Origin of the sequence: Vogesella sp. LIG4, assembly GCF_900090205.1 — a bacterium.
Classification (GTDB): domain Bacteria; phylum Pseudomonadota; class Gammaproteobacteria; order Burkholderiales; family Chromobacteriaceae; genus Vogesella.
The window spans coordinates 1534836-1558312 of sequence record NZ_LT607802.1 but is presented as its reverse complement, the minus strand read 5'-3'; the positions used below and the strand labels follow the sequence as shown (position 1 = coordinate 1558312).

The window sequence follows — 23477 nt, the reverse complement described above, 5'->3', positions numbered from 1 at the left end:
TTACTTGCCGCGCACCGCCAGGTACATCGCGCCCAGCAGCGGTCGGCTGTATACCCACATGCGCTGGCCGAACCAGCTGCCCTGCCGGTCCTTGGTGACGATGCGGCCGATCAGCTCGCGGTCGGTAGCGGTGGTGTTGATGTGCTTGTCAACGGTGTAGAAGTGGCGGAAGCCGGCCTCTCGCGCCACCTCGCGGTAGTCGTCGTCGAAGTAGCCTTGCGGCCAACATAGATGGTCGCTCACCGTGCCCAGCCGCTGCTGCAGCGTGTCGCGCGCGGCAGCCAGGTCGGCTGCCAGCTTGTCGCGCTTTTCATCGCGACTGGCGCACAGCTTGTCCCAGCGCGCATGGCTGTGGGTGTGGCTGTGGAATTCGAAGGTGCCGGCGGCGCGCGCCGCCTCGATCTCGCTCCAGCGCATCATCACCTGGTCGGTGCGACCTTCAGCCACCGCCTGCTTGCAGCCGTTGTGATCCGGAGTCTGCGGCAGCGGCCGGCCCTGGCCGGCCACCGCGCGCACTTCGCCATCGCCGATCCAGCCGGAGATGGTGAACAGCAGCGAAGTCAGCCCGTAACGCTGCAACACCGGGTGCGCATACACCCAGTTGTCGAGGTAGCCGTCGTCGAAGGTAATCAGCACGCTCTTTTTCGGCACCGGCTTGCCGGCGAGGAAGCCGGCGAACTCCTCGGCGCGCAGCGCATGCCAGCCATTGCGTGCCAGCCAGTGCATATGCGCATCGAAGGTTTCCGGCGAGACGGTCACCAGCCCCGGGTTGGGGCTGACATGGTGGTACATCAGTACCGGTACGGCATCAGCGCGCGCCATTGCCTTCTCCTTGCGCCACCACCTTGCGCAGCAGCGTCTGCATATTGCGCGACATCACGTCCACGTAGAACTGCGCCGCCACCAGCTCGCGGCTCTTGGCGGCCATCTGCTGGCGCAGCGTGTCGTCGGACAGCAGGCGGATCACCGCGTCGCCCAGGCTCTGCGGGTCGCCGGGCTTGATCAGCAGGCCGTTCACGCCGTCGTGCACCACTTCCGGCACGCCATCGACATTGGTGCCGATCACCGGCAGGCCCATGGCCATCGCCTCGATGAAGGCGGTGCCCAGCGCCTCCTGCTCGGTAGGCAGCAGGAACAGGTCGCAGGAGGCCAGCACATTGGCGATATCGCGGCGCAGGCCGAGGAACAGGATGCGCTCCGCCAGCCCGGCGGCGACCACCTGGCCCTTGAGCTCGTCGAACAGCGGGCCGTCGCCGGCGAAGATGAAGTAGGTATCCGGGCAGGCTTCCAGAATGCGCGGCGCGGCCTGGATGGTAAAGCGGTGGCCCTTCTCGGTACGCATGATGGCCACGGTGAGCACCAGCCTGGCGTGGTCCGGCAGGCCCAGCTCGCGGCGCAGCGACGGCTCGCCGTCCACTTTCAGCTGCTCCGGATCCACACCGGTATACACGGTAGACACCTGCTCGTCGGGGATGCCGGCATCAATCAGGTAGCTGCGCACGAAGTTGCTGACCGACACCACGTGATGCGGCAGCACCGAGTAGGTGAGCTTGGAGGTGATCGGCAGCGCCAGATGGCGGGTACGCACCACCTTGATGCCGGCCAGACGCCCGGCCAGCCCGCCGAGGATGCTGTCGTGGCCGCTGTGGGTATTCACCACGTCCACGCGCTGCGCCTTGATCAGCTTGTAGATGCGCCACATGGCGCGCATGTCGAAGGCGTTGTAGATCGGAATCTCGAAGGTTTCGATGCCGGCCTCGCGGGCGCGTGCGGCCAACCTTGCACCGGCGCGGGTCAGCAGCAGGATGCGGTGGCCCAGCTTTTTCAGGCCCACCATCTCCTTGAAGGTGCGATGTTCCTGGCCGCCCCAGCCAACGGACGACTCGGTGTGCAGGATGGTCAGCAGTTGGTCTGCCATATCAGTTTTCCTTGAACTGCAACTGGTGCAGGCGGGCGTACATGCCGTCCTGTGCCAGCAGTGCCTGGTGGTTGCCGATTTCCTTGATGCGCCCCTGGTGCATCACCACGATGCGGTCGGCGTGCTCGATGGTGGACAGGCGGTGGGCAATCACCAGCGTGGTACGGTTTTTCATCAGGTTTTCCAGCGCGCTCTGCACCAGGCGCTCGGACTGGGTGTCCAGCGCACTGGTGGCCTCGTCGAGGATCAGGATGGGCGCATTCTTCAGCAGTGCGCGGGCAATCGCCAGCCGCTGGCGCTGGCCGCCGGACAGCTTGGCGCCGTTCTCGCCGATCACGGTGTCGAAGCCTTCCGGCAGCGCCTCGATGAACTCCAGGGCGTTGGCCGCACGCGCCGCCTCGACGATGCTGTCGCGGTCGATATCGCGCAGCGCGCCGTAGGCGATGTTGGCGGCCACAGTATCGTTGAACAGCACCACCTCCTGGCTTACCAGCGCGATGTGGCGGCGCAGGTCGCCCAGGCGGATGCCGGACAGCGGCATGCCGTCCAGCAGGATCTGCCCGTCGCTGGGCGTGTAAAAGCGCGACACCAGGCTGGCCAGCGTGGTCTTGCCGCTGCCGGAAGACCCCACCAGCGCCACGGTCTCGCCCGGCTGCACCTCGAAGTTCATGCCGGACAGCGCATCGCGCTCCGCCCCCGGGTAGCTGAAGCTGACATCCTGGAACTGCAGCTGGCCGCGGGTATGCGGCAGCGCCTGCTTGCCGGTGTCCGGCTCCTCCGGCTCGTCCAGGAAGGTAAAGATACTGTCGGCGGCGGCCAGGCCGCGCTGCATGGCCTGCGCCACGCCGGTCACCCGCTTCACCGGTGCGAACAGCAGCATCATCGCGGTGAGGAAGGACATGAAATCGCCGGCGGTAAAGCTGTCGTGCTGTGCGCGCAGGGTGGCGAAATACAGGATGGCGGCCAGCGCACAGGCAATCACCAGCTGGGTGACGCCGGTGTTGGCCGAGCTGGCGGCACTCTGCTTCACCTGGTTGCGGCGCAGCGACATGGCGGCGTCGTTGAAGCGGCTCTGCTCCAGCGCATAGCCATCGTAGATCTTCACCACGCGCTGGCCGTCTATGCTCTCGCTCAGCACCTGGGTCAGCTGCGCCATGTTCTGCTGGTTCTGCACCGACAGGCCGCGCAGGCGCTTGCCCACCTTGCGCATCGACAACGTCACCACCGGCATCACCACCAGGCAGATCAGCGTCAGCTGCCAGTCCAGGTACAGCAGCCAGCCCAGCAGGCTCAGCGCGGTGATGCCGTCCTTCACCGTCACGGTAATCACGTTGAAGCCGGCCTCGGTCACCTGGTTCACATCGTAGGAGATGCGCGACACCAGCCGGCCGGACTGGTTGTCATCGTAATAGCGAATCGGCAGGCGCAGCATCTTGGCGAACATTTCTTCGCGCAGCTTCTGCACCAGGTGGCCGGTCAGCCAGCTGGAACTGTATTCATTGATGAAGGAGGTGATGCCACGCACCGTGAATACCGCAACGATGGCCAGCGGCACCCACACCATGGCGGAACGGTCGCGGTTGACGAAGCCGCCATCGATCAGCGGTTTCATCAGGCGGGCAAAGAAGGGCTCGGTCAGCGCGGCGACGGTCATCGACACCAGCGACAGCAGGAACACCTTCCAGTACGGCTTCAGGTACTGCAGCAGCCGCAGGTAGATCTGCAGGCTGCTTCGCTCGGAATTATGCAATTTCACTCTCTTCTAGCGCGCCTGGCGGCGGGCAAAATCGGCCTGCAGCGCCAGGATCTGCTGCAGATTGTGTTCAACGGAAAAACGGGCACGCACGTCCAGCGCCCCTTGCTGCGCCAGCTCGCGCATGGCCTGCGGCGCCGACAGCGCCTGGTCGATGGCCGCCGCCCAGGCGTCCACATCACCCGGCGGTACCAGCACGCCGGTGCGTTCGGCAATCACGGTTTCCGGGATACCACCGGTAGCGCTGACCACCACCGGCACACCCAGCGCCAGCGACTCGATCTGCGACATGCCCAGCGGCTCGTAGGTGGACGGCATCACCAGGAGGTCGGCATGGCGGAACAGGCAGCTGGCCGGCATCACCGAGCCCGCCAGCAACACCTGTTGCTGCAGGCCCAGCTCGACAATGCGCGCCGCGATGGCGGCACGTGCATCGCCCTCGCCGGCAATCAGGTAACGCAGTTGCGGCCAACGTTGCCGCAGCTGCGCCAGCACTTCCAGCATCAGCAGGTGGCCCTTCTCGCCGCGCAGCATCGCCACGTGCAGCAGCAGCGGGCCCTGCCCTGCCGCCAGCCAGTCGGCAACGTGGGCGGGCAAGGCTTCATGACTGCGCTGGTCGATGCCGGCAAAGTCGATGCCCGGGTACACCACGTGGATGCGCTCGGCGCGGATCGCCGGGTTGTCCAGCAGCGCATTGCGCAGGTAGTGGCTGGGTACCATGGTGGCATCGGCCAGCACATTGTACGGCAGTGGCTTCACCCGGCCGGCAAGATAGGTGCGCGAGCGCAGCACGAAGGGCCGCGGCCGCACCAGCCGTGCCGCCAGCGCGGCATTGTTGGCATCGTGGCCGCTGTGGCAGATCACCATGCCGGCCCGCGTGCGGCGCAGCAGCGCCGCCAGCGCGAGGATGCTGGGCAGGTGCAGGCTGTTGCGGAAAGGTGCGTTTTCCACCGCGAGGCCGCGCGCGCGCGCCGCCGCATCCACCTTGCCGCCCGCCGGACACACCAGGGTGCAGGCAATGCCCTGCGCCTGCATGGCCGCCATCTGCTGCATCAGCTGCAGCTCCTGCCCGCCGACGTTGCGCGAGGACTCGGAGAACACCACGTGCTCAAGCATGGCGCGACTCCCGCGACAGCAGCTCGGCCAACAGCGCGCCAACGATGAACAGGAACAGGTGCAGCAGGTGGTCGCGCTGGATGCTTTCGATCAGCATGCGGCCAACGAAGCCGCCCACCACCAGCGCCAGCACCAGGCCGGTGGTGTTCTGCTCGCGCACGAAACGCCGCAAGCCGGTAAACATCAGCGACAGGCAGAACAACAACCACAGCAGGATGCCCGGAATGCCCAGCCCGACGCCCAGGTCGATGAAGCCGCTATGGCTGTGGCCGACCTTGTTCTCCACGCCGATATGGGTCAGCGAACGGGTGAAAGCATTGCGGCCGTAGCCGTAGCCCAGCGGGTTGTCGCGGATCAGGTCCAGACCGCGGCTGATCCAGGCCACGCGCTCGTAGGCGGAAGGATCCACCATCTGGCCACTAGCCATCTTCGGGTAGTCCTCGACACGCAGCCAGCCCTTACTGGTCTGGTAATGCCAGCCCATGTCGGCGGAACCGATGAAAATCAGGTTGCGGGTGTCCTTATGATAGGCGTAGCTGGCCATGCCGCCGATGGCGGCACAGATTGCGGCGATGATGAGTACCGTCTTTTTCCAGCCCAGGCGCTTGCGCTCCCAGTACAGGAACACGCCCAGCATGGAAAACGCCAGGTACACCATGCCGATCAAGCCATTGCGCGCACCGGCCATCAGGCTGACCAGCAGCAGCAGTAGCAGGGCGAGGTAGGGAAACCAGCGCGGCAACCGGCTGGCATAGTGAAAGCGGGCACTGAAATCGGCAAAAATCCGTACAGCCAGGAACACCAGCACGGTATTGATGAAGAAGGTCAGCTCCAGCTTGGTGGCAGTGGTAAACACTTCCTGATAGGGGAGGCTGCCAGTAGTAATGCGCTGGTAGAGCGCATGCCCCAGCTCCACCCCGCACAGCAGGGCACCGGCCAGCATCACCACGTCCTTGATCGACAACGCCTGCCGGCGCCAGAACAGCGCCCCGCCCACCACGAACCACAGCAGGCCCATCAACAGCTGGCTGCTGGCTTCGGACAGAGAGACATCGCGCCAGCCCGACCACAGCAGTGAATGCAGGAAGGCGTAGCCGACAAAGGCCGCCAGCGCCCAGAACACCGCTCCGCTGCCACGGATGAAGCCCAGCAGCACGTGCCGGTTGCAGCCCGCGTACACCAGGAACAACAGCAGCAGCACATTGCGCAGCGCCACGGTATGCGACACATTGGCCAGGGTGACGAACACCAGGGCCAGGAACAGGAACAGCAGGTCCAGCTTTTTAGTCATCGGATCTCAATCATTCAGTTGCAGCATGCGGCCAACTGCGCTGGCCACGGCATCGGGCTGGATCGCCTCCATGCACAGCGGGCGCTTGCACGCCGGTGGCGTTGCGCCCTGGCTGCGGCCGCAGCGCAGCACCCAGTCCACCTCGCGGTGGTGGATGGTGCGCTGGTTGCGGCAGGGAAACCATGCCGGCCCTGCACCGGCAAACGGCGCACCGGCAAAGAAACGCCCAGGGCCGAACAGCACTTCCGCCCCCGGGCCGAACAGCATCAACAGCGGCTGGCCGGTGGTCTTGGCCAGGTGTGCCACGCCGGTATCCGGGCACACGTTCACCAGCGCCCGCGCCATCACCAGCCGCAATTGCGGCAGGCTCAGCGTGCCGGCCAACACCGAATCCTCCGGCAGGATGCCGGCAGCGGGCAGCAGATGCTGCTCGCCCGGCCCGCAGGACCAGACGATGCCCAGCCCCTGTGCGCGCAGCAGCTGCGCCAGTGCAGTCCAGCTGTCCGCCGGCCAATAGCGGGTGGCCGAGCTGGCGCCCACGTGCAGCAGCACGAAGCGCACCGGCAAGTCCGGCAGCGCGGCTTGCGGCAACGGCCAGTCGGCCACGCTGAAACGTGCCGGCTCCGGGCCGTCCACCAGCCGCGCGGCGGTGTCAGTCCAGGCTTCCGGCTCGCCGGCATACGGCACCGCCTCGTCCAGCAGCCAGTTCTTGTAGGCCGGCGTTTCGCCGGCAAAACCGCTCACCCAGCGCGCGCCCATCGCCCGCGCCAGGAAGGACAGGCGGTTCTCGCCCATCAGCAGCACCCAGTCCACCCGCCCCAGCGTGCACAGCCGCCAGATGGCGGCAAAATCGCGTGGCGACCAGGGCAGCGCCTGCACGCCGTAGGGGCGAGCGGCATACAGCCCGGCCTGCAGCGGCGGGCAGGCCAGCAGAATCTCGGCGGCGGGGTATTGCTGCCGCAGCTTGGCCAGCAGGCTGGTGGCCATCAGCGCATCACCCAGCAGGAACTGGTGCAGCACCACGATGCGCCGCACCTGCGCCGGTGCCGGCTTGCGCCGCAGCCAGCCGAACAGCAGCCGTGGTAGCAGCAGCGCGAAAATCAGCAGACGGCCGGGAACGCGGCTTTTCTTCATGCCGCCTCACCGGCAAGCCAGCGCTCGTACAGCGCGATCATGCCGTCCACCATCTGTTTCTCGGTCAGGCCGACCACGCGCTGGCGCGCCGCCTCGCCCATTTGCGGCCAACCCTGGCGCACCGCCAGCCAGCCGGCTACCGCCTGACGCCAGCCGGCATCGTCCTGCGGTGCGGTAACCCAGCCGCTGCGACCGGGCTCAACCAGCTCGGCGGCGCCAACGCGGGTGCTGACCAGCACCGGCAGGCCGCAGGCCATCGCCTCGCTCACCACCAGGCCGAACGGCTCGTACAGCGCCGGCAGGATGAAACCGTCGGCCATGCCGTAGTAGGCACGCACATTGGATTGCGCGCCGGTAAAGCGCACCCGCTCCGCCACGCCCAGTTGCCGGGCCAGCTGCTGGTAGCGGCGCAGTTTCTTATCGCCCCCCACCACCACCAGCCATACATCGGGCTGCTGGCTGATGGCCTGCAGTGCCTGCGCCACGCCCTTGCGTTCGAAACCGGAGCCCACGTACACCAGCACCGGCGCCTGCGGCGGAATGCCCAGTTCGCCACGCAGGCTGTCGCGGCTGGCGCGAGCCTCCTGCGGGTTGAAAAAGGCGGTGTCGATGCCGTTGAGGATCACGTGGCACTTGTCCGCTGCCACGCCGTAATGCTCGACGATGTCGTTCTTCACCATCTGCGAAATGCAGATCACGCCCTTGAGCGCCGGCGACCGGTACATGCCCTTCTCTGCGGCCAACATGTAATGGTGGTAGGGGTTGAGCATCATGCCGAGCATGCCCAGCGGTCCCTTCACGCCGCGGCGCGAGGCCAGCCAGGCGCGATGCACGCCGTCGTCGGCGCGGTAGACATGGCAGCCGGGAATTCGCTCGTGCGACTGCACCAGGTCGGCGCCGTCCTGCTGCCAGCGCGCCTTCGCTGCGCGGGCAAAGCTGCGGTCACGCCACACATTGCCGAGGTAGAACGGGTTGACCGACACGCCCTTGATGCCTTCCATCGGCTGCCATTTGCGGTTGATCAGGTAGGCATCGACATCCGGCCGGCCGTGCAGCTGGCGCAGGATGGCGCTGACAATGCGCTCGGCGCCGCCGGCCGGGTTGTATTTCTGTCGCACGATGGCGAGTTTTTTCATGACAGCTCCTGCTGCAGTTGCGCGATGGCCGCCAGCACCTGCTGCTCGTCGATACGCTCCAGGCACTCGCTGCGCTTGCCGCCACCGCAGCCGTCACGCCCGCACGGGCGGCAGCTCATGTTGGTGGTCAGCAGCCGGTGCGGCACCTGCCACGGCCCCCACTCGATGTCGCCGGACGGGCCGAACAGCGCCACGCACGGCGTCTGCAGCGCCGCCGCCATGTGCATCGGCACCGAATCCATGCCGATGAACAGCGTGGCGTCGTCTATCAATGCGGCCAACTGTTTCAGGTTCAATTCGCCAGCCAGGCTGACCACCGGGCGCGCCAACCGCGACTGGATATCCGCCAGCATCGCCAGCTCGGCGGCATCCGGCGCCGCCGACAGCACCACGGTCTCGCCGCGTGCGGTCAAGGCATCGATCAGCGCCGCCATGCGCGCCACCGGCCAGGTCTTGAACAGCCAGCGTGAGGTCGGGTGGATCAGCATATAGGGGCCGCTTACCCCTTTGGCGGCCAGCTTGGCACGCACCAGCTCGCGTGCCGGCTGCGGAATCGCCAGCTGCAGCCGGCGCTCGTCGGCGCTCGGGTAGATGCCCAGGCGGCGCAGCGCATCCAGGTGAATTTCCACGGTATGGCGGCGATTGCCGCCGATTACCGGGTAGCGATGGGTAAAACTGCGTTTGAAGAATTTGCCGTAATCACCACCGGGCGCCACCGACCAGCGTGGCGACAGCAGCCGCGACAGCCAGGCGCCGCGCTTGTGTTCGGTAAGGTGAATGACCAGGTCGTAGTTGCGGGCGCGCAGCCGCGACAGCAGCTGCCATTCGGCGCGCAACTGCCCCAGCGGCCCCAGTTTTTTCCACTGGCGGTCGATGGTGAACAACTCGGCCAGCGCCGGGTGACCGGACAACATGTCGCGGGTGTCGTGATACACCAGCGCGTCGATCTCGGCGTGCGGGGCGTGGTTTTTCAGCGTCGTCAGCAGCGGCGAAGTCAGCAGTACGTCGCCGTGGTGACGCAGCTTGATGACCAGCACGCGCCGCACGGCGGACAAATCGATGGCGTCCTTGAGCATAAAAGAAAAAAGCCGGGTCAGGCGCCCGGCCCAGCATTCAGTTGTTGCAGAAGATCGGCGATTTTATCAGGGTCTTCGCTGCGCAGGATACGGGCAGCATGCGGACCGATCTCGTCCAGGTGGGAATCCAGCACATTCTGCTTCACCTGCAGCAGGTTGGCCGGGTGCATGGAGAAGCGGCGCAGCCCCATGCCCAGCAGCAGGCGGGTGAGGCGCGCGTCGCCCGCCATCTCGCCGCACACCGACACCGGCTTGCCGGCCTTGGTGGCGGTCTTGATGGTGTGGGAGATCAGCTTGATCACCGCCGGGTGCACCGGGTCGTACAGATGGCTCACCGAGTCGTCGTTGCGGTCGATGGCCAGCGTGTACTGGATCAGGTCGTTGGTGCCGATGGACAGGAAGTCGACGAACTTGAGCAGGCTGCCCACCACCAGCGCCGCCGACGGAATCTCGATCATGGCGCCGACTTCGACCTCCTGATCGAAATCCAGCCCCTCCTCGCGCAGCTCGCTCTTGGCGTATTCCAGCTGCGCCAGCGCCTGCCGCAGCTCCGGCAGGCTGTTGATCATCGGGAACAGGATGCGGATCTTGCCGTGGCAGCTGGCGCGCAGCAGCGCACGCAGCTGGCCGCGGAACATCAGCGGCTCGGCCAGGCACAGGCGGATGCCGGTCAGGCCCAGCGCCGGGTTCTCGGCACTGCCGTGGCCCAGCCAGCGCGGGTTCTTGTCGGCGCCCAGGTCCATGGTGCGCACCGTCACCGGCGCACCGCGCATGGCCTCGGCCACCGCGCGGTAGGCTTCGTACTGTTCGTCCTCGGACGGCAGGCTGTCGCGGCCGAGGAACAGGAATTCGCTGCGGAACAGGCCCACGCCCACCGCGCCGGATTCCAGCACGTTGGCCGCATCCTGCGGCAGCTCGATATTGGCCAGCAGCTCGATGGGGGTGCCGTCGCGGGTGATGGCATCGGTCATGCGGATGCTGGACAGCTTGCGCCTGGCTTCCACCCAGTTGCGCTGGCGGCGGCGGTATTCGGCCAGCACCGAGGCCGGCGGGTCGATGATCAGCACCCCCTGCTGGCCATCGACGATGATCATTTCTTCCTCGCGCACCAGCTGGCGCGCGTGGTGCATGGCAATCACCGACGGCAGGTCCAGGCTGCGGCCCAGAATGGCGGTGTGGCTGGTGGCGCCGCCCACGTCGGTGACGAAGGCCGCCACGCTGGCATCCTTGAAGTACACCATGTCCGCCGGCGACAGGTCGTGCGCCACCAGAATGGTGTCTTCGTCCAGGTCCTCGGCGATCTGCAGCTCGGTGCTGTGGCCGCCCAGGTTCTTGAAGATGCGCTCGATCACCTGCAGCACGTCGTGCTTGCGCTCGCGCAGGTAGTCTTCCTCGATGGCGTCGAACTGCTCCACCAGGGTGTCGCACTGCAGTTTCAGCGCCCATTCGGCATTGCAGCGCTGGCTTTCCACCAACTCGCGCGGCTCGCGCGAAATGGTGGGGTCGGACAACAGCATGATGTGCAAGGACAGGAAGGCGCCCAGCTCGGCCGGGGCGTTTTCCGGAATGGTGCCCCACAGCATTTCCAGCTGCTTGCGGGTGTCGCGTACGGCGATGTCGAAGCGGGCTTGCTCGGCAGGAATCTCGTCGTCATCCAGCGCCAGATGCACCACGTCATCCATGCTCTGGGTCAACAAGTGCGCCCGGCCGATGGCGATACCGCCACCGATGGGCACGCCGTGCAAGATGATGCTCATTGTTCGTTCCCCCGCCCTTTGTTGTTATCGTGCGGCCACTGGCTTATGGCTTGGTGCCCGGTTTGCGAGCCCGCAAAACCGGCGCGGCATTCATTCCGCCTCGTCGAAGCGGTTGTTGATCAGCTCCACCAGCGCGCCCATGGCGGCTTCTTCGTCCTCGCCGCTGGTTTCCAGATCCACCACCGCGCCCTTGGCCGCGGCCAGCATCATCACGCCCATGATGCTCTTGCCATTGACGCGGCGGCCATTGCGCGCAATCCACACCTCGGCACGGAAGCGGCTGGCAGTCTGGGTGAATTTGCTGGATGCCCGCGCGTGCAGGCCCAGCTTGTTGATGATCTCAATCTGTAGCTTTTGCATCTTTCCCCTCTGGCAGCATGTAGTAGACCCCTTCCAGCCCGCCGGTAATGGCCTTGCTGACCACCACTTCCAGCGCCTGGCTGCTGTAGCACAGCGCCCGCACCAGCATCGGCAGGTTGACGCCGGCCACTGCTTCCACCTTGCCGGCCTCCACCAGGCGCCAGGTGATATTGGCCGGCGTGCCGCCCACCATATCGGTGAGCAGCAGCACGCCGTCGCCCTGCTGCAGCTTGGCCACCAGTGCACCGGCTTCGCGGAACTTGTCTTCCGGGTCTTCGTGTTTTTCAACGGCCATCACAGCCAGGTTGTCCGGCACGCGCCCCAGTACGTGGCGCGCGCAGTCAGCCATGCTGTGTCCCAGATTGCCGTGCGAAATAATCAATACACCAACCATGTCTCGTCTACTTCCGGCCCAGGCCGGTTGAGTTGGCCGCAAGCGGCCGGCGGTCAGACCGCCTCCTTACAGCGCCGTTTCCGCGCGGCGGAACCAGCCCAGCCGCGATGACAGCGCCACCACATCGCCCACGATAATCAATGCAGGCGAACTGATACTATGCGCCTGGATCAAGCCAGGCAAGGTTTCCAGTGTACCAATCACGGTGCGCTGGCGCTCGGTGGTGGCACGCTCCACCACGGCAGCCGGCGTGGTGCCCGCCTTACCATGACGGATGAACTCGGCGCAGAGTTCCGCAGCCATGGTCACACCCATGTACACCACCACGGTCTGCTGCGTGCGCGTCAGTGCCGGCCAGTCCAGCGTGATGCTGCCGTCCTGCCTGTGACCGGTAACAAAGGTCACCGACTGCGCGTAGTCGCGGTGAGTCAGCGGAATACCGGCATAGGCCGCCGCGCCACTGGCCGAGGTAATGCCCGGCACCACTTCGAACGGAATACCCTCGGCCGCCAGCGCCTCGATCTCCTCGCCGCCGCGGCCGAAGGTGAACGGGTCGCCGCCCTTGAGCCGCAGCACGCGCTTGCCCTCGCCGGCCAGGCGCACCATCAGGCTGTTGATGTCCTCCTGCGGCAGGGTATGGTTGGCGCGCTGCTTGCCCACGAAAATGCGCTCGGCATCGCGGCGCACCAGTTCCAGCAGCGGGTCGGACACCAGGTTGTCGTACAGCACCACGTCGGCCTGCTGCATCAGCCGCAGCGCGCGAAAGGTCAGCAGATCCGGGTTGCCCGGCCCGGCGCCCACCAGGTACACCGCGCCGGAAGGCGGCGTGTCGCTTGCGGCCAACCTTGCCAGCATGTCGGCCTCGGCGGCGGCCTCGTCGCCGTTCATCACCCGCTCCGCCAGCGGCCCTTCCAGCACCGACTCCCAGAATGCGCGCCGTTCCTCCACATTGCCGAAACGCGCCTTCACCTGATCGCGAAACCGGCTGGCAAAACGCGCCAGATTGCCGAAACCGGCCGGGATCAGCCCCTCCAGCCGCGCGCGGATCAGCCGCGCCAGCACCGGCACGCCGCCGCCGGTGGATACCGCGATCACCAGCGGCGAGCGGTCGACGATGGACGGGGTGATGTAGCTGGACAGCTCCGGGTCATCCACCACGTTGGCCGGGATGCCCTGCGCCTGTGCCGCCTGCGACACCATGCGGTTCACCTCGCGATCGTCGGTGGCGGCCACCACCAGGCGGTAGCCGCTGATATCCTCTGCCGCCACTGCGCGCGGCAGGTGGCGGATTTCGCCGCTGTCGGCCATGGCGGCCAGCTCGGCCACCAGCGCCGGCGCCACCACGGTCAGCCGCGCACCGGCACTGCGCAGCAGTCGCACCTTGCGCAAGGCCACCTCGCCACCGCCCACCAGCAGGCAGGGCTCGTCCTGCAAACGCAGGAAGATCGGGAAATACTCCACAGCCAACTCCTATCGATAATCCCGTCGAGCATACCCGCTGCCAAGCCGGTTGGCGATGACGAAAACCGGCGGCAACGTCATATTCCGTTGCAATTTTCGGGCCTGAAACGGCTACAATCACACTGTTCCTGTCTTTAACCGGGTCACACCCAAAGCCGAGCGGATCGTGCCGAATCCCACGCTGCAATCCATTCTTACCGCACTGCCTGGCGGCTACCTGCTGCTGGATGCGCAGTTGCGGGTCAGTTTCGTTACCCAGCGCTTCGAGCTGCTGCTGCAGGCGCCACCACTGGCCGTCGGGCAGGCACTGCCGGACAAGCTGCTGCCGCCGGCGGTGATGCAGCAACTGCGCCTGCCGGCGCAGGAGTGGTCGCTGCAGCTGTTCCACGGCGGCACGCTGCTGGACTGGCTGCTGACGCCGCTGCCGGACGGCCTGCTGCTGAGCGTGCGCGAGGACCGCCAGGCCTTCCGCACCCTGGTGGAAAACTCCCCCGACATCATCAGCCGCTACGACACCGACCTGGTGTGCCTGTATGTGAACAGCGCGCTGGCGCGCTATTCGCCGCTGCCGCCGCTGTACCACGTCGGGCTGGGCATTGCCGACCGCGGCCTGCCGGCCGGCATGTGCGATGCCATGCAGCACGCCGCGCACCAGGTACTGGCCAGCGGCCAGCCCTACACCTTCGAAACCGAGATCAGCCGCCCGGAGCGCCACCTGGTGTTCGAAGCGCGGCTGTTACCGGAGACCGACGAAAACGGCACGCTGCAAAGCCTGCTGTGCATCGAGCGCGACATCACCGAAAAGCACGCCAACCGCATGTGGCAGGCCGACGAGAACCGCCTGCTGGAAATGCTGGCCAATGACCGCCCGCTGCCGGAGGTAATGGACTGGACCTGCCGCATGCTGGACAGCCACATCCCCGGCGCGATGAACTCCATCATGCTGCTGCAGCCGGACAACGAGCACCTGCAGGTGGTGGCCGGGCCCGGCTTGCCGGACGCCTACAAGGCCAGCATAGACGGCATCGCCATCGGCGAAGGCGTCGGCTCCTGCGGCACCGCCGTCGCCCGCGCCCGGCCGGTGATCGTCGAAGACATCATGCACGACCCGCTGTGGGCGCCGTATATCGAGCTGGTGCGCCCGTTCGCGCTGCGCGCCTGCTGGTCGCACCCGATCATGGCGTACGACGGCCGCGTACTGGGCACTTTTGCCACCTATTTCGCCGAACCGCGCAGCCCGCAGCCAGGCGAGCTCAACATCATCCAGCGCACCTCGCACCTGATGGCCATTGCCATCCAGCAGGAGCGCCGCGCCAGCCAGCTGTTCCAGCTCGCTACCATGGATGCGCTCACCGGGCTGATCAACCGCCGCCACTTCATGGAGCTGGCCGGCAAGGCGTTCCAGGATGCCCGCCACAGCGGCAAGCCGCTGAGCCTGCTGATGCTGGACCTGGATCACTTCAAGTCCGTCAACGACCGCTTCGGCCACGAAGCCGGCGACGATGTGCTGCAGCTGTTTGCCCGCCTGCTGCGCGACGGTCTGCGTGGCAGCGACCTGATCTGCCGCATGGGCGGCGAGGAGTTTGCCGCGCTGTTGCCGGCAGCCGGCCTGGACGAGGCCGCCGTGGCCGCGCAGCGCATCTGCAAGGCGGTGGCCGGCAGCAGCGTGCCGCACCCGGCGCAGCCGATCGAAGTCACCGTCAGTATCGGCGTGTGCAGCCTGGATGGCGTCCTCGGCTCGCTGGGCGACATGATCCGCCAGGCCGACAAGGCGCTGTACCAGGCCAAGAACGAGGGCCGCAACCGCGTGTGCCTGGCGCACGACGACTAACGCCTCCTGCAGCAGTAAAAAAACATGCGGCCAACCCGTAAAGGTTGGCCGCATGTTTTTTTTATGGTGCCGGTCGGCAGGCCGCTAGTGCGCCGCCTCCCAGCTCGGGCCCGTGCCCACCTCGGCCAGCAGCGGCACCTTCAGCGCGGCCACGCCGGCCATCAGTTGCGGCAAGCGCTCGCGCACCAGCGCCAGCTCGGCCTCCACCACTTCCAGCACCAGTTCATCGTGCACCTGCATGATCAGCTTGCTTTGCAGCTGCTCCGTCTCCAGCCAGCCCTGCACCGCCAGCATCGCCAGCTTGATCAGGTCGGCAGCGGTGCCCTGCATCGGCGCATTGATCGCCGCGCGCTCGGCGCCGGCGCGTCGCGCCTGGTTGGCGGCGCGGATTTCCGGCAGGTACAGGCGGCGGCCGAACACGGTTTCCACGTAGCCGCGCTCGGCGGCATCGGCGCGGGTGCGCTGCATGTAGTCGGCCACGCCGGGGTATTTGCGGAAGTAGCTGTCGATGTACTGCTGCGCCGCATCGTTGCTGATACCCAGCTGCGAGGCCAGGCCGTACTTGCCCATGCCGTAGATCAGGCCGAAGTTGATGGCCTTGGCGGCACGGCGCTGGTCGCTGCCGACCTCGGCCAGCGGCACGCCGAACACCTCGGCGGCGGTGGCCTTGTGGATGTCCTCGCCGCTGGCGAAGGCGGCCAGCATGCCTTCGTCACCGGACAGATGCGCCATGATGCGCAGCTCGATCTGCGAGTAGTCGGCGCTGACAATCACGTGGCCGGGCGCAGCCACGAAGGCCTCGCGCACGCGGCGGCCCTCGGCGGTGCGCACCGGGATGTTCTGCAGGTTGGGATCGTTGCTGGCCAGGCGGCCGGTAATCGCCACCGCCTGCGCGTAGTTGGTGTGCACGCGGCCGGTGCGCGGGTTGATCAGCGTCGGCAGCTTGTCGGTGTAGGTGGACTTGAGCTTGGCCAGACCTCGGTACTGCAGGATCAGCTTGGGCAGCGGGTAGTCCAGCGCCAGCTTTTCCAGCACTTCCTCATCGGTGGAGAAGCCGCCGCTGGCGGTTTTCTTCACCCCCTTGGTGGGGATGCCAAGCCGGCCGAACAGGATCTCCTGCAGCTGCTTGGGCGAGTTGAGGTTGAACGGCTGGCTGGCCAGCTCGTAGGCGGCCTGCTCCAGGCGCAGCATCTCGCTGCCCAGCTGGTGGCTCTGCGCCGCCAGGATGTCGCGGTCGATCAGCACGCCGTTGCGTTCCATCTTGAACAGCACTTCGGCCACAGGCAGCTCGATATCGCGGTACACGCTCTGCAGCTGCCCGGTAAGCAGCGGCGCGAAGTGCTGGTTCAGGCGCAGGGTGATGTCGGCATCCTCCGCCGCATAGTTGGCCGCAACGTCTACCGTCACTTCGTCGAAGCCGATCTGCTTGGCTCCCTTGCCGCAGATTTCCTCGTAGCTGACCGTGGTTTCGCCCAGGTGGCGGCTGGCCAGGTCGTCCATATTGTGGCGCAGGTGGCTTTCGATGACGTAGGACGCCAGCAGGGTGTCGTCCACCACGCCGCGCAGGCTGATGCCGTGGTTGGCCAGCACGTGGCGGTCGTACTTCAGGTTCTGACCCAGCTTCTTGCTGCCGGCGTCTTCCAGCCACGGCTTGAGCCGCGCCAGGGTGGCGTCGCGATCCAGCTGGTGCGGCGCGTCCGGGCCACGGTGCGCCAGCGGCAGGTAGGCAGCATGGCCGGCTTCGATGGCAAAGCTCATGCCGACGATCTGCGCCAGCATCGGGTCCAGGCTGGTGGTTTCGGTATCCAGCGACACCACCGCGCCGGCAAAGCGCTGCAGCCAGGCATCCAGCTGCGCGTCGGTAAGAATGGTTTCGTAGTGGCGATCCAGCGGTGCGGCTGCCGCGGCAGGCGCCGCCGGCTGGGCTGCTGGCGTTGGCGCATCGCCGAACAGGTCGCCACTGGCGCTGAACAGGTCGCCGCCCGCGGGCTGCGCTGCCGGTGCGTCGGCCACCACCTCGGCAACCATTTCGGTGCCGGCCATCGCCTGCTGCACTTCGCGCAGGAAGGTGCGGAAGCCGCAGGCGCTGAACAGCTCGGCCAGCCGCGGCAGCTGGCGCTCGCCATGCAGCAGGCTTTCCATGCCGGCCGGCAGCTCGGCCTCCAGCGCCACATCGCACTTGATGGTGATCAGCTCGCGCCCGCGCGGCAGCCAGTCCAGCGCCGCACGCAGGTTGTCGCCCACCTTGCCGCCAACGTTGGCCGCATGGGCGATCACGCCATCCAGGCTGTCGTATTCCTCCAGCCACTTCACCGCGGTCTTGGGGCCGCACTTGTCCACGCCGGGCACGTTGTCCACCTTGTCGCCGATCAGCGTCAGGTAGTCGATGATGCGCGTCGGCGGCACACCGAATTTTTCCTTCACCCCGGCTTCATCCAGCGTTTCGTTGGTCATGGTGTTGACCAGGGTGACCTGCGGCGTCACCAGCTGCGCCATGTCCTTGTCGCCGGTGGAGATGATCACCTGCATGCCGGCAGCGGCGCCCTGCCGTGCCAGGGTGCCGATCACGTCGTCGGCTTCCACGCCGTCCACCATCAGCAGCGGCCAGCCGCTGGCGCGCACCACCTCGTGCACGGTGGCGATCTGCGCCGCCAGATCAGTGGGCATGGAAGGCCGGTTGGCCTTGTATTCCGGGTACAGATCGTCGCGGAAGGTCTTGCCTTTAGCGTCGAATATGCAGGCGCTATAATCGAACTGTACTTCCTTGCGCAGGCGAGCCAGCATGTTCACCATGCCGTAGATCGCTCCGGTCGGTTCACCCTGCGGAGAACGCAAGTCGGGCATCGCGTGAAAGGCGCGGTACAGATAAGAAGAGCCGTCAATCAATAACAACGTTTTCATAAAGGCGATAAAAAATGAGCTTGTCCGATAAATTGCCGCAAACCAGCGACCGCTACGCGATGATGCAACGTTTCCGGGCCCGCGAAGCCTGGCACGTAATGAAAATCCTGTCCGAGTTCGTGGAGTCGGCGGAGGAGCTGCAACAGGTTACCCCCGCCGTCAGCATCTTCGGCAGCGCCCGCACCCCTCGCGACCATCCGTATTATAAGCAGACCGAGCATATCGCCCGCCTGCTTTCCGACGCCGGCTTCTCGGTAATATCCGGCGGCGGCCCCGGCATCATGGAGGCGGCCAACAAGGGCGCCTTCTACGGCAAGAGCCCGTCGGTGGGCCTCAACATCGTACTGCCACACGAACAGCGCCCCAACGAATACCAGGACCTGAGCCTGAAATTCGACCATTTCTTCAGCCGCAAGGTGATGTTCGTGAAACATGCCATCGCCTACGTGGTCATGCCAGGCGGCTTCGGCACCCTGGACGAGATGTTCGAGGCGCTGACGCTGATCCAGACCGGCAAGAGCCGCAAGATGCCCATCATCCTGTGCGGCCGCTCATTCTGGGGCGGCCTGTTCGAGTGGGTGAGCAACCGCCTGATCGGCGAGGGCATGATCAACCCGGAAGACATCAACCTGCTGCAGCTGATCGACGAACCGCAGGAGATCGTGGAGACCATCTTCCGCTTCTACGAAACCCGCGGTTTCGAGGCGCTGCCGGAAGAGCGCGAACAGCTGCTCAACCTGTAAAGCACCGCCACTGCCATCGCTGCCCGCCTTCCCGCCGGGCAGCGATGCTAGAATGCATAATGCAGAGGCGGCTTCCAGACCGCTTGCCAAGCCAGAATCCAGGACAAGGAAATCCTCATGCAACGCATTTTGCTGACCAGCCTGCTGCTGGTCACAGTCGCCGCGCACGCCGCACCGGCCCAGCCACCGGTGGGCGTGGAGCCGGAAAAACAGGTTACCGAGTACGGCAACAACAGCACGGTGGAAGAACTCCGCCGCAATGGCCAGGTGTACCAGATCAAGGTGAACCCGAACGGCGCGCCCAGCTACATGCTGCTGGACGAAGACCGCGGCATGAAGCCGCAGTCCTACGGTTCCGATCACCAGACACTGACACCCAGCTGGCCGCTGCTGTCGTTCTGAGGAGCCTGCATGTCTGTTTACACCACCGTCAGCCAGGACGAGATGCGTGCCTGGCTGCAGCGTTATGCCCTGGGCGAACTCGTTGAACTGAAGGGCATTGCCGCCGGCGTCACCAACACCAACTATTTCGTCACCACCACGCACGGCCGTTACGTGCTGACCGTGTTCGAAGTGCTGACACTGGAAGAAGTACCCTACTTCCTCAAGCTCAAGAGCCATCTGTCGCGCCACGGCGTGGCCTGCCCGGCGCCCATCGCCGACCACACCGACAACTTCGCCTCCATGCTGGCCGGCAAGCCCGCCTGCCTGGTGAGCTGCCTGAACGGCAAGGACATCAGCCACCCGAATGCCGCGCAATGCTTCGCGGTGGGCGAGATGCTGGCGCAGATGCACCTGGCCGGCAGCACTTTCCCGCTGCGCATGAGCAACCCGCGCGGCCCGGCATGGTGGAGCCGCACCGCAGCCGAGCTGTACCGGCACATGCCGGCGGACGAAGCCGCACTGCTGCATGACGAAGTCACCCTGCAGGAGCAGCACCGCTTCGACGACCTGCCGCAGGGCGTGATCCACGCCGACCTGTTCAAGGACAACGTGCTGATGGACGGCGACCGCATCGCCGGCTTCATCGACTTCTACTACGCCTGCAACGACATCCTGCTGTACGACGTGGCCATTGCGCTGAACGACTGGGCACGACTGGACGATGGCAGCATAGACGATGCACTGGCCGGCGCGCTGCTGGCCGGCTACCAGTCGGTGCGCCCGCTCACCGCGGCAGAGGTCACGGCCTGGCCGCTGATGCTGCGCGCCGCCGCCATCCGCTTCTGGACCTCGCGGCTGCTGGACTACTACCACCCGGCCAGCGGCGAGATGACCTTCACCAAGGATCCGGGCGTGTTCAAGCGCCTGCTGGAAGCCCACCGCCAGCGCAACCATTTCTGGCTGTAAGCCAGCCTTGCCCGCAACAGCCCGCCCGGCGAGCCAAGCGTGTAGACAAAGTCCTTTCGCATCGCGAAAGGACTTTGTTTTGCAAGTCAGGCAGGCAGCCACCCCGAGGGCTTAAGTTGGCACGGCCCGGCCTTGCCGGGCCCGGCGCCATGCCAACGAAGCACGTTGCCTGCAGCCAGAGGCTGTTTTGCCTGCCCCGCTACCTGTGCGGTATAACCCTATCGATAACCGCAAGCTGACGGAGAACCCCATGTCCAACCGACTGATGCTGGTGGAAGACGACCAGCGCCTGGCCGACCTGGTGATCCAGTACCTGGCCAAACACGGCTACGAGGTAGCACACCACCCGCGCGGCGATACCGCCGCCGATGCCATTCTTGCGGCCAACCCCGAGCTGGTGATCCTGGACGTGATGCTGCCGGGCAAGGACGGTTTCGAGGTGTGCCGCGACATCCGCCCGCGCTACCACGGCCGCATCCTGATGATGACCGCGCGCGACGAGGAGATCGACGAGATCCTGGGGCTGGAGCTGGGCGCCGACGACTACCTGTCCAAGCCGGTGGAGCCGCGCCGGCTGCTGGCGCGCATCCGCGCGCTGCTGCGCCGCAGCGAGAACGACAGTGCCCCGGTGCTGGACGGCAGCCTGCACTTCGGCCAGTTCAGCATCAGCCAGGCCACACGCGAAGCCTCGCTGGCCGGCGAGGCAATGGAGCTGACCACCGCCGAATTCGACCTGCTGTGGCTGCTGGCCAGCCACGCCGGCGAGATCCTGTCACGCGACGACATCATGAACGCGCTGCGCGGCATCGGCTTCGACGGCCTGGACCGTTCCATCGACGCGCGCATCTCGCGCCTGCGCAAGAAACTGGGCGACAACCCGGAAACCCCCACCCGCATCAAGACCGTGCGCGGCAAGGGCTACCTGTTCTCGCGGAGCGACTGGGAGTGAAACCACTGCCAGGCCTGGCGCCACTGTTTGCCCGCTATTTCGTGCAGACCATGGTGGTGCAATTCGTGCTGCTGCTGGGTTTTGTCGGCCTGCTGATCCTGCTCACCTCCGGCGCCGAGCGCGACCGTATCGAGCTGCAGATGGCCGGCCCGGTGCGCATGATCCAGCGCCAGCTGCTGAGCCAGCCGCCCGCCGCGCGCGCTACCGAGCTGCACACCATCGCCGAGCTGTACGCCTACCCGCTGCAACTGCTGCCAGCCACGCCCGCCGGGCTGAGCGACGATGCCCGCGCCTGGCTCGCCAGCGGCAACAACTGGCTGGATGCCGATCGCAAACTGCTGTACGCGCCACTGCCGGGCACCCGCCAGGTGCTGCTGCTGGGGCCGCTGGAAGACAGCCTGGAGCAAGGCTGGCTGCATAGCGAAGCCGGGCTGTTCCTGCTGTGGTTCGGCTTCTTCGGCGTGCCGATGGCGCTGCTGATCTACCTCAACCTGCGCCCGCACTGGCAGGCGCTCAAGGCGCTGCGCTTCACCGCCACCCAGCTGGCCGAAGGCGACCTCTCCGCCCGTGCGGCCAACGTGAAAAGCCCGATGTTCGGCCCGCTGGCCGAGCTGATCAACGATATGGCCAGCAAGCTGGAGCGACAGATGGAAACCCGCCAGGCGCTGGCGCATGCCGTGGCGCACGAGTTGCGCACCCCGGTGGCACGGCTGCGCTTCGGGCTGACCATGCTAGACGAGGCCGAGGACGAGCACGAGCGCCACCAGTTCCGCGAAGGCATGGAGCGCGACCTGACCGAACTGGACGAACTGCTCAACATCAGCCTCAGCTACGCCAGGCTCGACCGCGGCGAAGTGGCACTGCAGTACGAAACCATAGACCTGACCGAGTGGTTCGAAGACCTGATCCAGCTGCTGCACCCGCTGAAGCCGCCGCACATCTCCCTGACCCTGGACTGCATGGCCGGCAGCGCCACTTTCGATCGCAAGCTGATGTACGTGGCCACCCGCAACCTGCTGCTGAATGCCTTCAAGTACGCCGCCGGCAAGGTGCACATGCAGGTATGGCTGGCGGATGGCCAGTTGCACATCGACGTGGACGACGACGGCCCCGGCATTCCGGCTGACGAGCGCGACCGGGTGTTCGAGCCGTTCCAGCGCCTGGACCGTTCGCGCGACCGCGCCACCGGCGGCCACGGCCTGGGCCTGTCTTTCGTGCGGCTGATCACCCTGCACCACGGCGGCGCGGCCAGTGCCGGCGAAGCACGGCCGCTGGGCGGCGCACGCATGACCATCCAGCTGCCGCAACATCCGCCGGCACCGTAAGCCCCGCCCCGGGCAGCCGCATCGCCCCCGGGCTGCCCTGTCACACAGCGTCACACAACGCCACGCCAGGCGCACATTCCGCCCACGCAAGCCGCATAGTGTTAAGCCGCAGCGAAACGCACAATGACTCCATCAACTTCACCGCTGACTCGGAGTCACTCATGAAAAAACTGCTTATCGCTTCTGTACTGATCGCCGCCGGTACTTCCGCCTACGCCGCTGATACCGGTACCTATGTGTTCGGCAACCTGGGCGCCTCCACCAACCAGTGGACGCTGAAAGACGGCGCCGCCAGCCGTGCTGGCGTAAGCAGCACCAAGGTCGATAGCGACGATGCCACCAAGGGCATGGCGGAAATCGGCGTCGGCAAGCGCATCAATGACAATTTCGCGGTTGAAGGCAGCTACCTGCGCAACGGCGACGCCGTGCCGCTGAATGGCGCCGGCAAACTGGACTACGACTCCTTTCGTGCAGCTGCACTTGGCATCATTCCCGTAAACGACAAGTTCGAGGTATATGGCAAGGTGTCCGCCAACTACCTGCACAGCAGCTTCACCAGCAGCAACCCGGCGCTGAGCAGCGGCAAGGACGACAACTTCAGCCTCGGCCTGGGTGTAGGCGCCGCCTACAAGCTGAACAAGCAGGTAAGCCTGCGTGCCGAGTATGAAACCCTGGGCGACATCAAGCACAAGAACATCACCGACACCGCGCCGGTATCGGTACTGAAGGCTGGCGTAGCCTACATGTTCTAAGTATTACGGCAGCCTCCTCTGCTCTCTTTTTCTCCTCTCGTGTGAACCTTGGCCCGCCTCGCGGCGGGCAATTTTTTTGTTGAAGTGTGTTGAAGTGCGTTGCTTGGCCCGTCCCCGTGGACGGGCCGCTTTTTTTTGTGCCGCCCCCCATTCACGACCTGGCGAGCCAGGGCGAAAACAGCAGCGGAGGCGGCATTGGCATGGCGTCAATGCGCAGCACACCGTAAAAA

20 protein-coding genes are annotated in these 23477 nt (G+C 65.9%); 7 read left to right on the top strand and 13 right to left on the bottom strand.

Annotation, left to right across the window (positions count from 1 at the left end):
• From PSELUDRAFT_RS07320 to cysG, 12 genes are all read right to left on the bottom strand, one after another.
• The gene (locus PSELUDRAFT_RS07320) at positions 1 to 822 is read right to left on the bottom strand and encodes a polysaccharide deacetylase family protein (protein WP_088966225.1); all 822 of its coding nucleotides are present in this window, start codon (positions 820 to 822) and stop codon (positions 1 to 3) included.
• Positions 809 to 1918 (bottom strand): glycosyltransferase family 4 protein, encoded by a 1110-nt coding sequence (locus PSELUDRAFT_RS07315; protein ID WP_088966224.1) that lies wholly within the window; start codon positions 1916 to 1918, stop codon positions 809 to 811. The genes PSELUDRAFT_RS07320 and PSELUDRAFT_RS07315 overlap by 14 nt, the downstream gene beginning before the upstream one ends.
• 1 nt (position 1919) lies before the next feature.
• The gene (msbA, locus tag PSELUDRAFT_RS07310; RefSeq protein WP_088966223.1) at positions 1920 to 3668 is read right to left on the bottom strand and encodes a lipid A export permease/ATP-binding protein MsbA; all 1749 of its coding nucleotides are present in this window, start codon (positions 3666 to 3668) and stop codon (positions 1920 to 1922) included.
• A 12-nt stretch (positions 3669 to 3680) separates the two neighbouring features.
• The gene (locus PSELUDRAFT_RS07305) at positions 3681 to 4787 is read right to left on the bottom strand and encodes a glycosyltransferase family 4 protein (protein WP_088966222.1); all 1107 of its coding nucleotides are present in this window, start codon (positions 4785 to 4787) and stop codon (positions 3681 to 3683) included.
• A complete protein-coding gene (locus PSELUDRAFT_RS07300) occupies positions 4780 to 6078 on the bottom strand; it encodes an O-antigen ligase (RefSeq protein WP_088966221.1) in 1299 nt (432 codons plus the stop codon). Before PSELUDRAFT_RS07300 ends, PSELUDRAFT_RS07305 begins: the two co-directional genes overlap by 8 nt.
• A gap of 6 nt (positions 6079 to 6084) precedes the next feature.
• The gene (locus PSELUDRAFT_RS07295; protein ID WP_088966220.1) at positions 6085 to 7212 is read right to left on the bottom strand and encodes a glycosyltransferase family 9 protein; all 1128 of its coding nucleotides are present in this window, start codon (positions 7210 to 7212) and stop codon (positions 6085 to 6087) included.
• On the bottom strand, positions 7209 to 8348 hold the full coding sequence (locus PSELUDRAFT_RS07290; RefSeq protein ID WP_088966219.1) for a glycosyltransferase family 4 protein: 1140 nt from the start codon (positions 8346 to 8348) through the stop codon (positions 7209 to 7211). The genes PSELUDRAFT_RS07295 and PSELUDRAFT_RS07290 overlap by 4 nt, the downstream gene beginning before the upstream one ends.
• Entirely contained in the window at positions 8345 to 9424 is a 1080-nt protein-coding gene (rfaQ, locus tag PSELUDRAFT_RS07285) for a putative lipopolysaccharide heptosyltransferase III (protein ID WP_088966218.1), read from the bottom strand. Before rfaQ ends, PSELUDRAFT_RS07290 begins: the two co-directional genes overlap by 4 nt.
• A gap of 17 nt (positions 9425 to 9441) precedes the next feature.
• Positions 9442 to 11181 (bottom strand): phosphoenolpyruvate--protein phosphotransferase, encoded by a 1740-nt coding sequence (ptsP, locus tag PSELUDRAFT_RS07280; protein ID WP_088966217.1) that lies wholly within the window; start codon positions 11179 to 11181, stop codon positions 9442 to 9444.
• Positions 11182 to 11271: 90 nt separating this feature from the next.
• On the bottom strand, positions 11272 to 11541 hold the full coding sequence (locus PSELUDRAFT_RS07275; RefSeq protein WP_088966216.1) for an HPr family phosphocarrier protein: 270 nt from the start codon (positions 11539 to 11541) through the stop codon (positions 11272 to 11274).
• Positions 11522 to 11935 (bottom strand): PTS sugar transporter subunit IIA, encoded by a 414-nt coding sequence (locus PSELUDRAFT_RS07270; RefSeq protein ID WP_088966215.1) that lies wholly within the window; start codon positions 11933 to 11935, stop codon positions 11522 to 11524. Before PSELUDRAFT_RS07270 ends, PSELUDRAFT_RS07275 begins: the two co-directional genes overlap by 20 nt.
• Before the next feature lie 66 nt (positions 11936 to 12001).
• Complete coding sequence (gene cysG / locus PSELUDRAFT_RS07265; RefSeq protein ID WP_088966214.1) at positions 12002 to 13396, bottom strand: siroheme synthase CysG; 1395 nt, start codon at positions 13394 to 13396, stop codon at positions 12002 to 12004.
• 166 nt (positions 13397 to 13562) lie between these two features.
• Here cysG and PSELUDRAFT_RS07260 point away from each other — a divergent pair, with 166 nt between their 5' ends.
• Positions 13563 to 15227: a diguanylate cyclase gene (locus PSELUDRAFT_RS07260; RefSeq protein WP_088966213.1), complete on the top strand. Its 1665-nt coding sequence runs from the start codon at positions 13563 to 13565 to the stop codon at positions 15225 to 15227.
• A gap of 84 nt (positions 15228 to 15311) precedes the next feature.
• Here PSELUDRAFT_RS07260 and polA read toward each other — a convergent pair whose 3' ends face one another.
• Positions 15312 to 18128, bottom strand: coding sequence for a DNA polymerase I (gene polA / locus PSELUDRAFT_RS07255; RefSeq protein ID WP_088966212.1), 2817 nt, complete (start codon positions 18126 to 18128; stop codon positions 15312 to 15314).
• A gap of 14 nt (positions 18129 to 18142) precedes the next feature.
• Between polA and PSELUDRAFT_RS07250 the strand changes: the two genes are divergently transcribed.
• From PSELUDRAFT_RS07250 to PSELUDRAFT_RS07225, 6 genes are all read left to right on the top strand, one after another.
• Positions 18143 to 18871, top strand: coding sequence for a TIGR00730 family Rossman fold protein (locus PSELUDRAFT_RS07250; RefSeq protein WP_088966211.1), 729 nt, complete (start codon positions 18143 to 18145; stop codon positions 18869 to 18871).
• A gap of 117 nt (positions 18872 to 18988) precedes the next feature.
• Positions 18989 to 19273 (top strand): DUF2782 domain-containing protein, encoded by a 285-nt coding sequence (locus PSELUDRAFT_RS07245; protein ID WP_088966210.1) that lies wholly within the window; start codon positions 18989 to 18991, stop codon positions 19271 to 19273.
• Positions 19274 to 19282: 9 nt separating this feature from the next.
• Positions 19283 to 20221: a homoserine kinase gene (locus PSELUDRAFT_RS07240; protein ID WP_088966209.1), complete on the top strand. Its 939-nt coding sequence runs from the start codon at positions 19283 to 19285 to the stop codon at positions 20219 to 20221.
• Positions 20222 to 20471: 250 nt separating this feature from the next.
• Complete coding sequence (locus PSELUDRAFT_RS07235; protein WP_088966208.1) at positions 20472 to 21170, top strand: winged helix-turn-helix domain-containing protein; 699 nt, start codon at positions 20472 to 20474, stop codon at positions 21168 to 21170.
• Positions 21167 to 22495: an ATP-binding protein gene (locus PSELUDRAFT_RS07230; RefSeq protein WP_088966207.1), complete on the top strand. Its 1329-nt coding sequence runs from the start codon at positions 21167 to 21169 to the stop codon at positions 22493 to 22495. Before PSELUDRAFT_RS07235 ends, PSELUDRAFT_RS07230 begins: the two co-directional genes overlap by 4 nt.
• Positions 22496 to 22656: 161 nt before the next feature.
• Complete coding sequence (locus PSELUDRAFT_RS07225; RefSeq protein WP_088966206.1) at positions 22657 to 23247, top strand: porin family protein; 591 nt, start codon at positions 22657 to 22659, stop codon at positions 23245 to 23247.
• Positions 23248 to 23477: the final 230 nt, after the last annotated feature.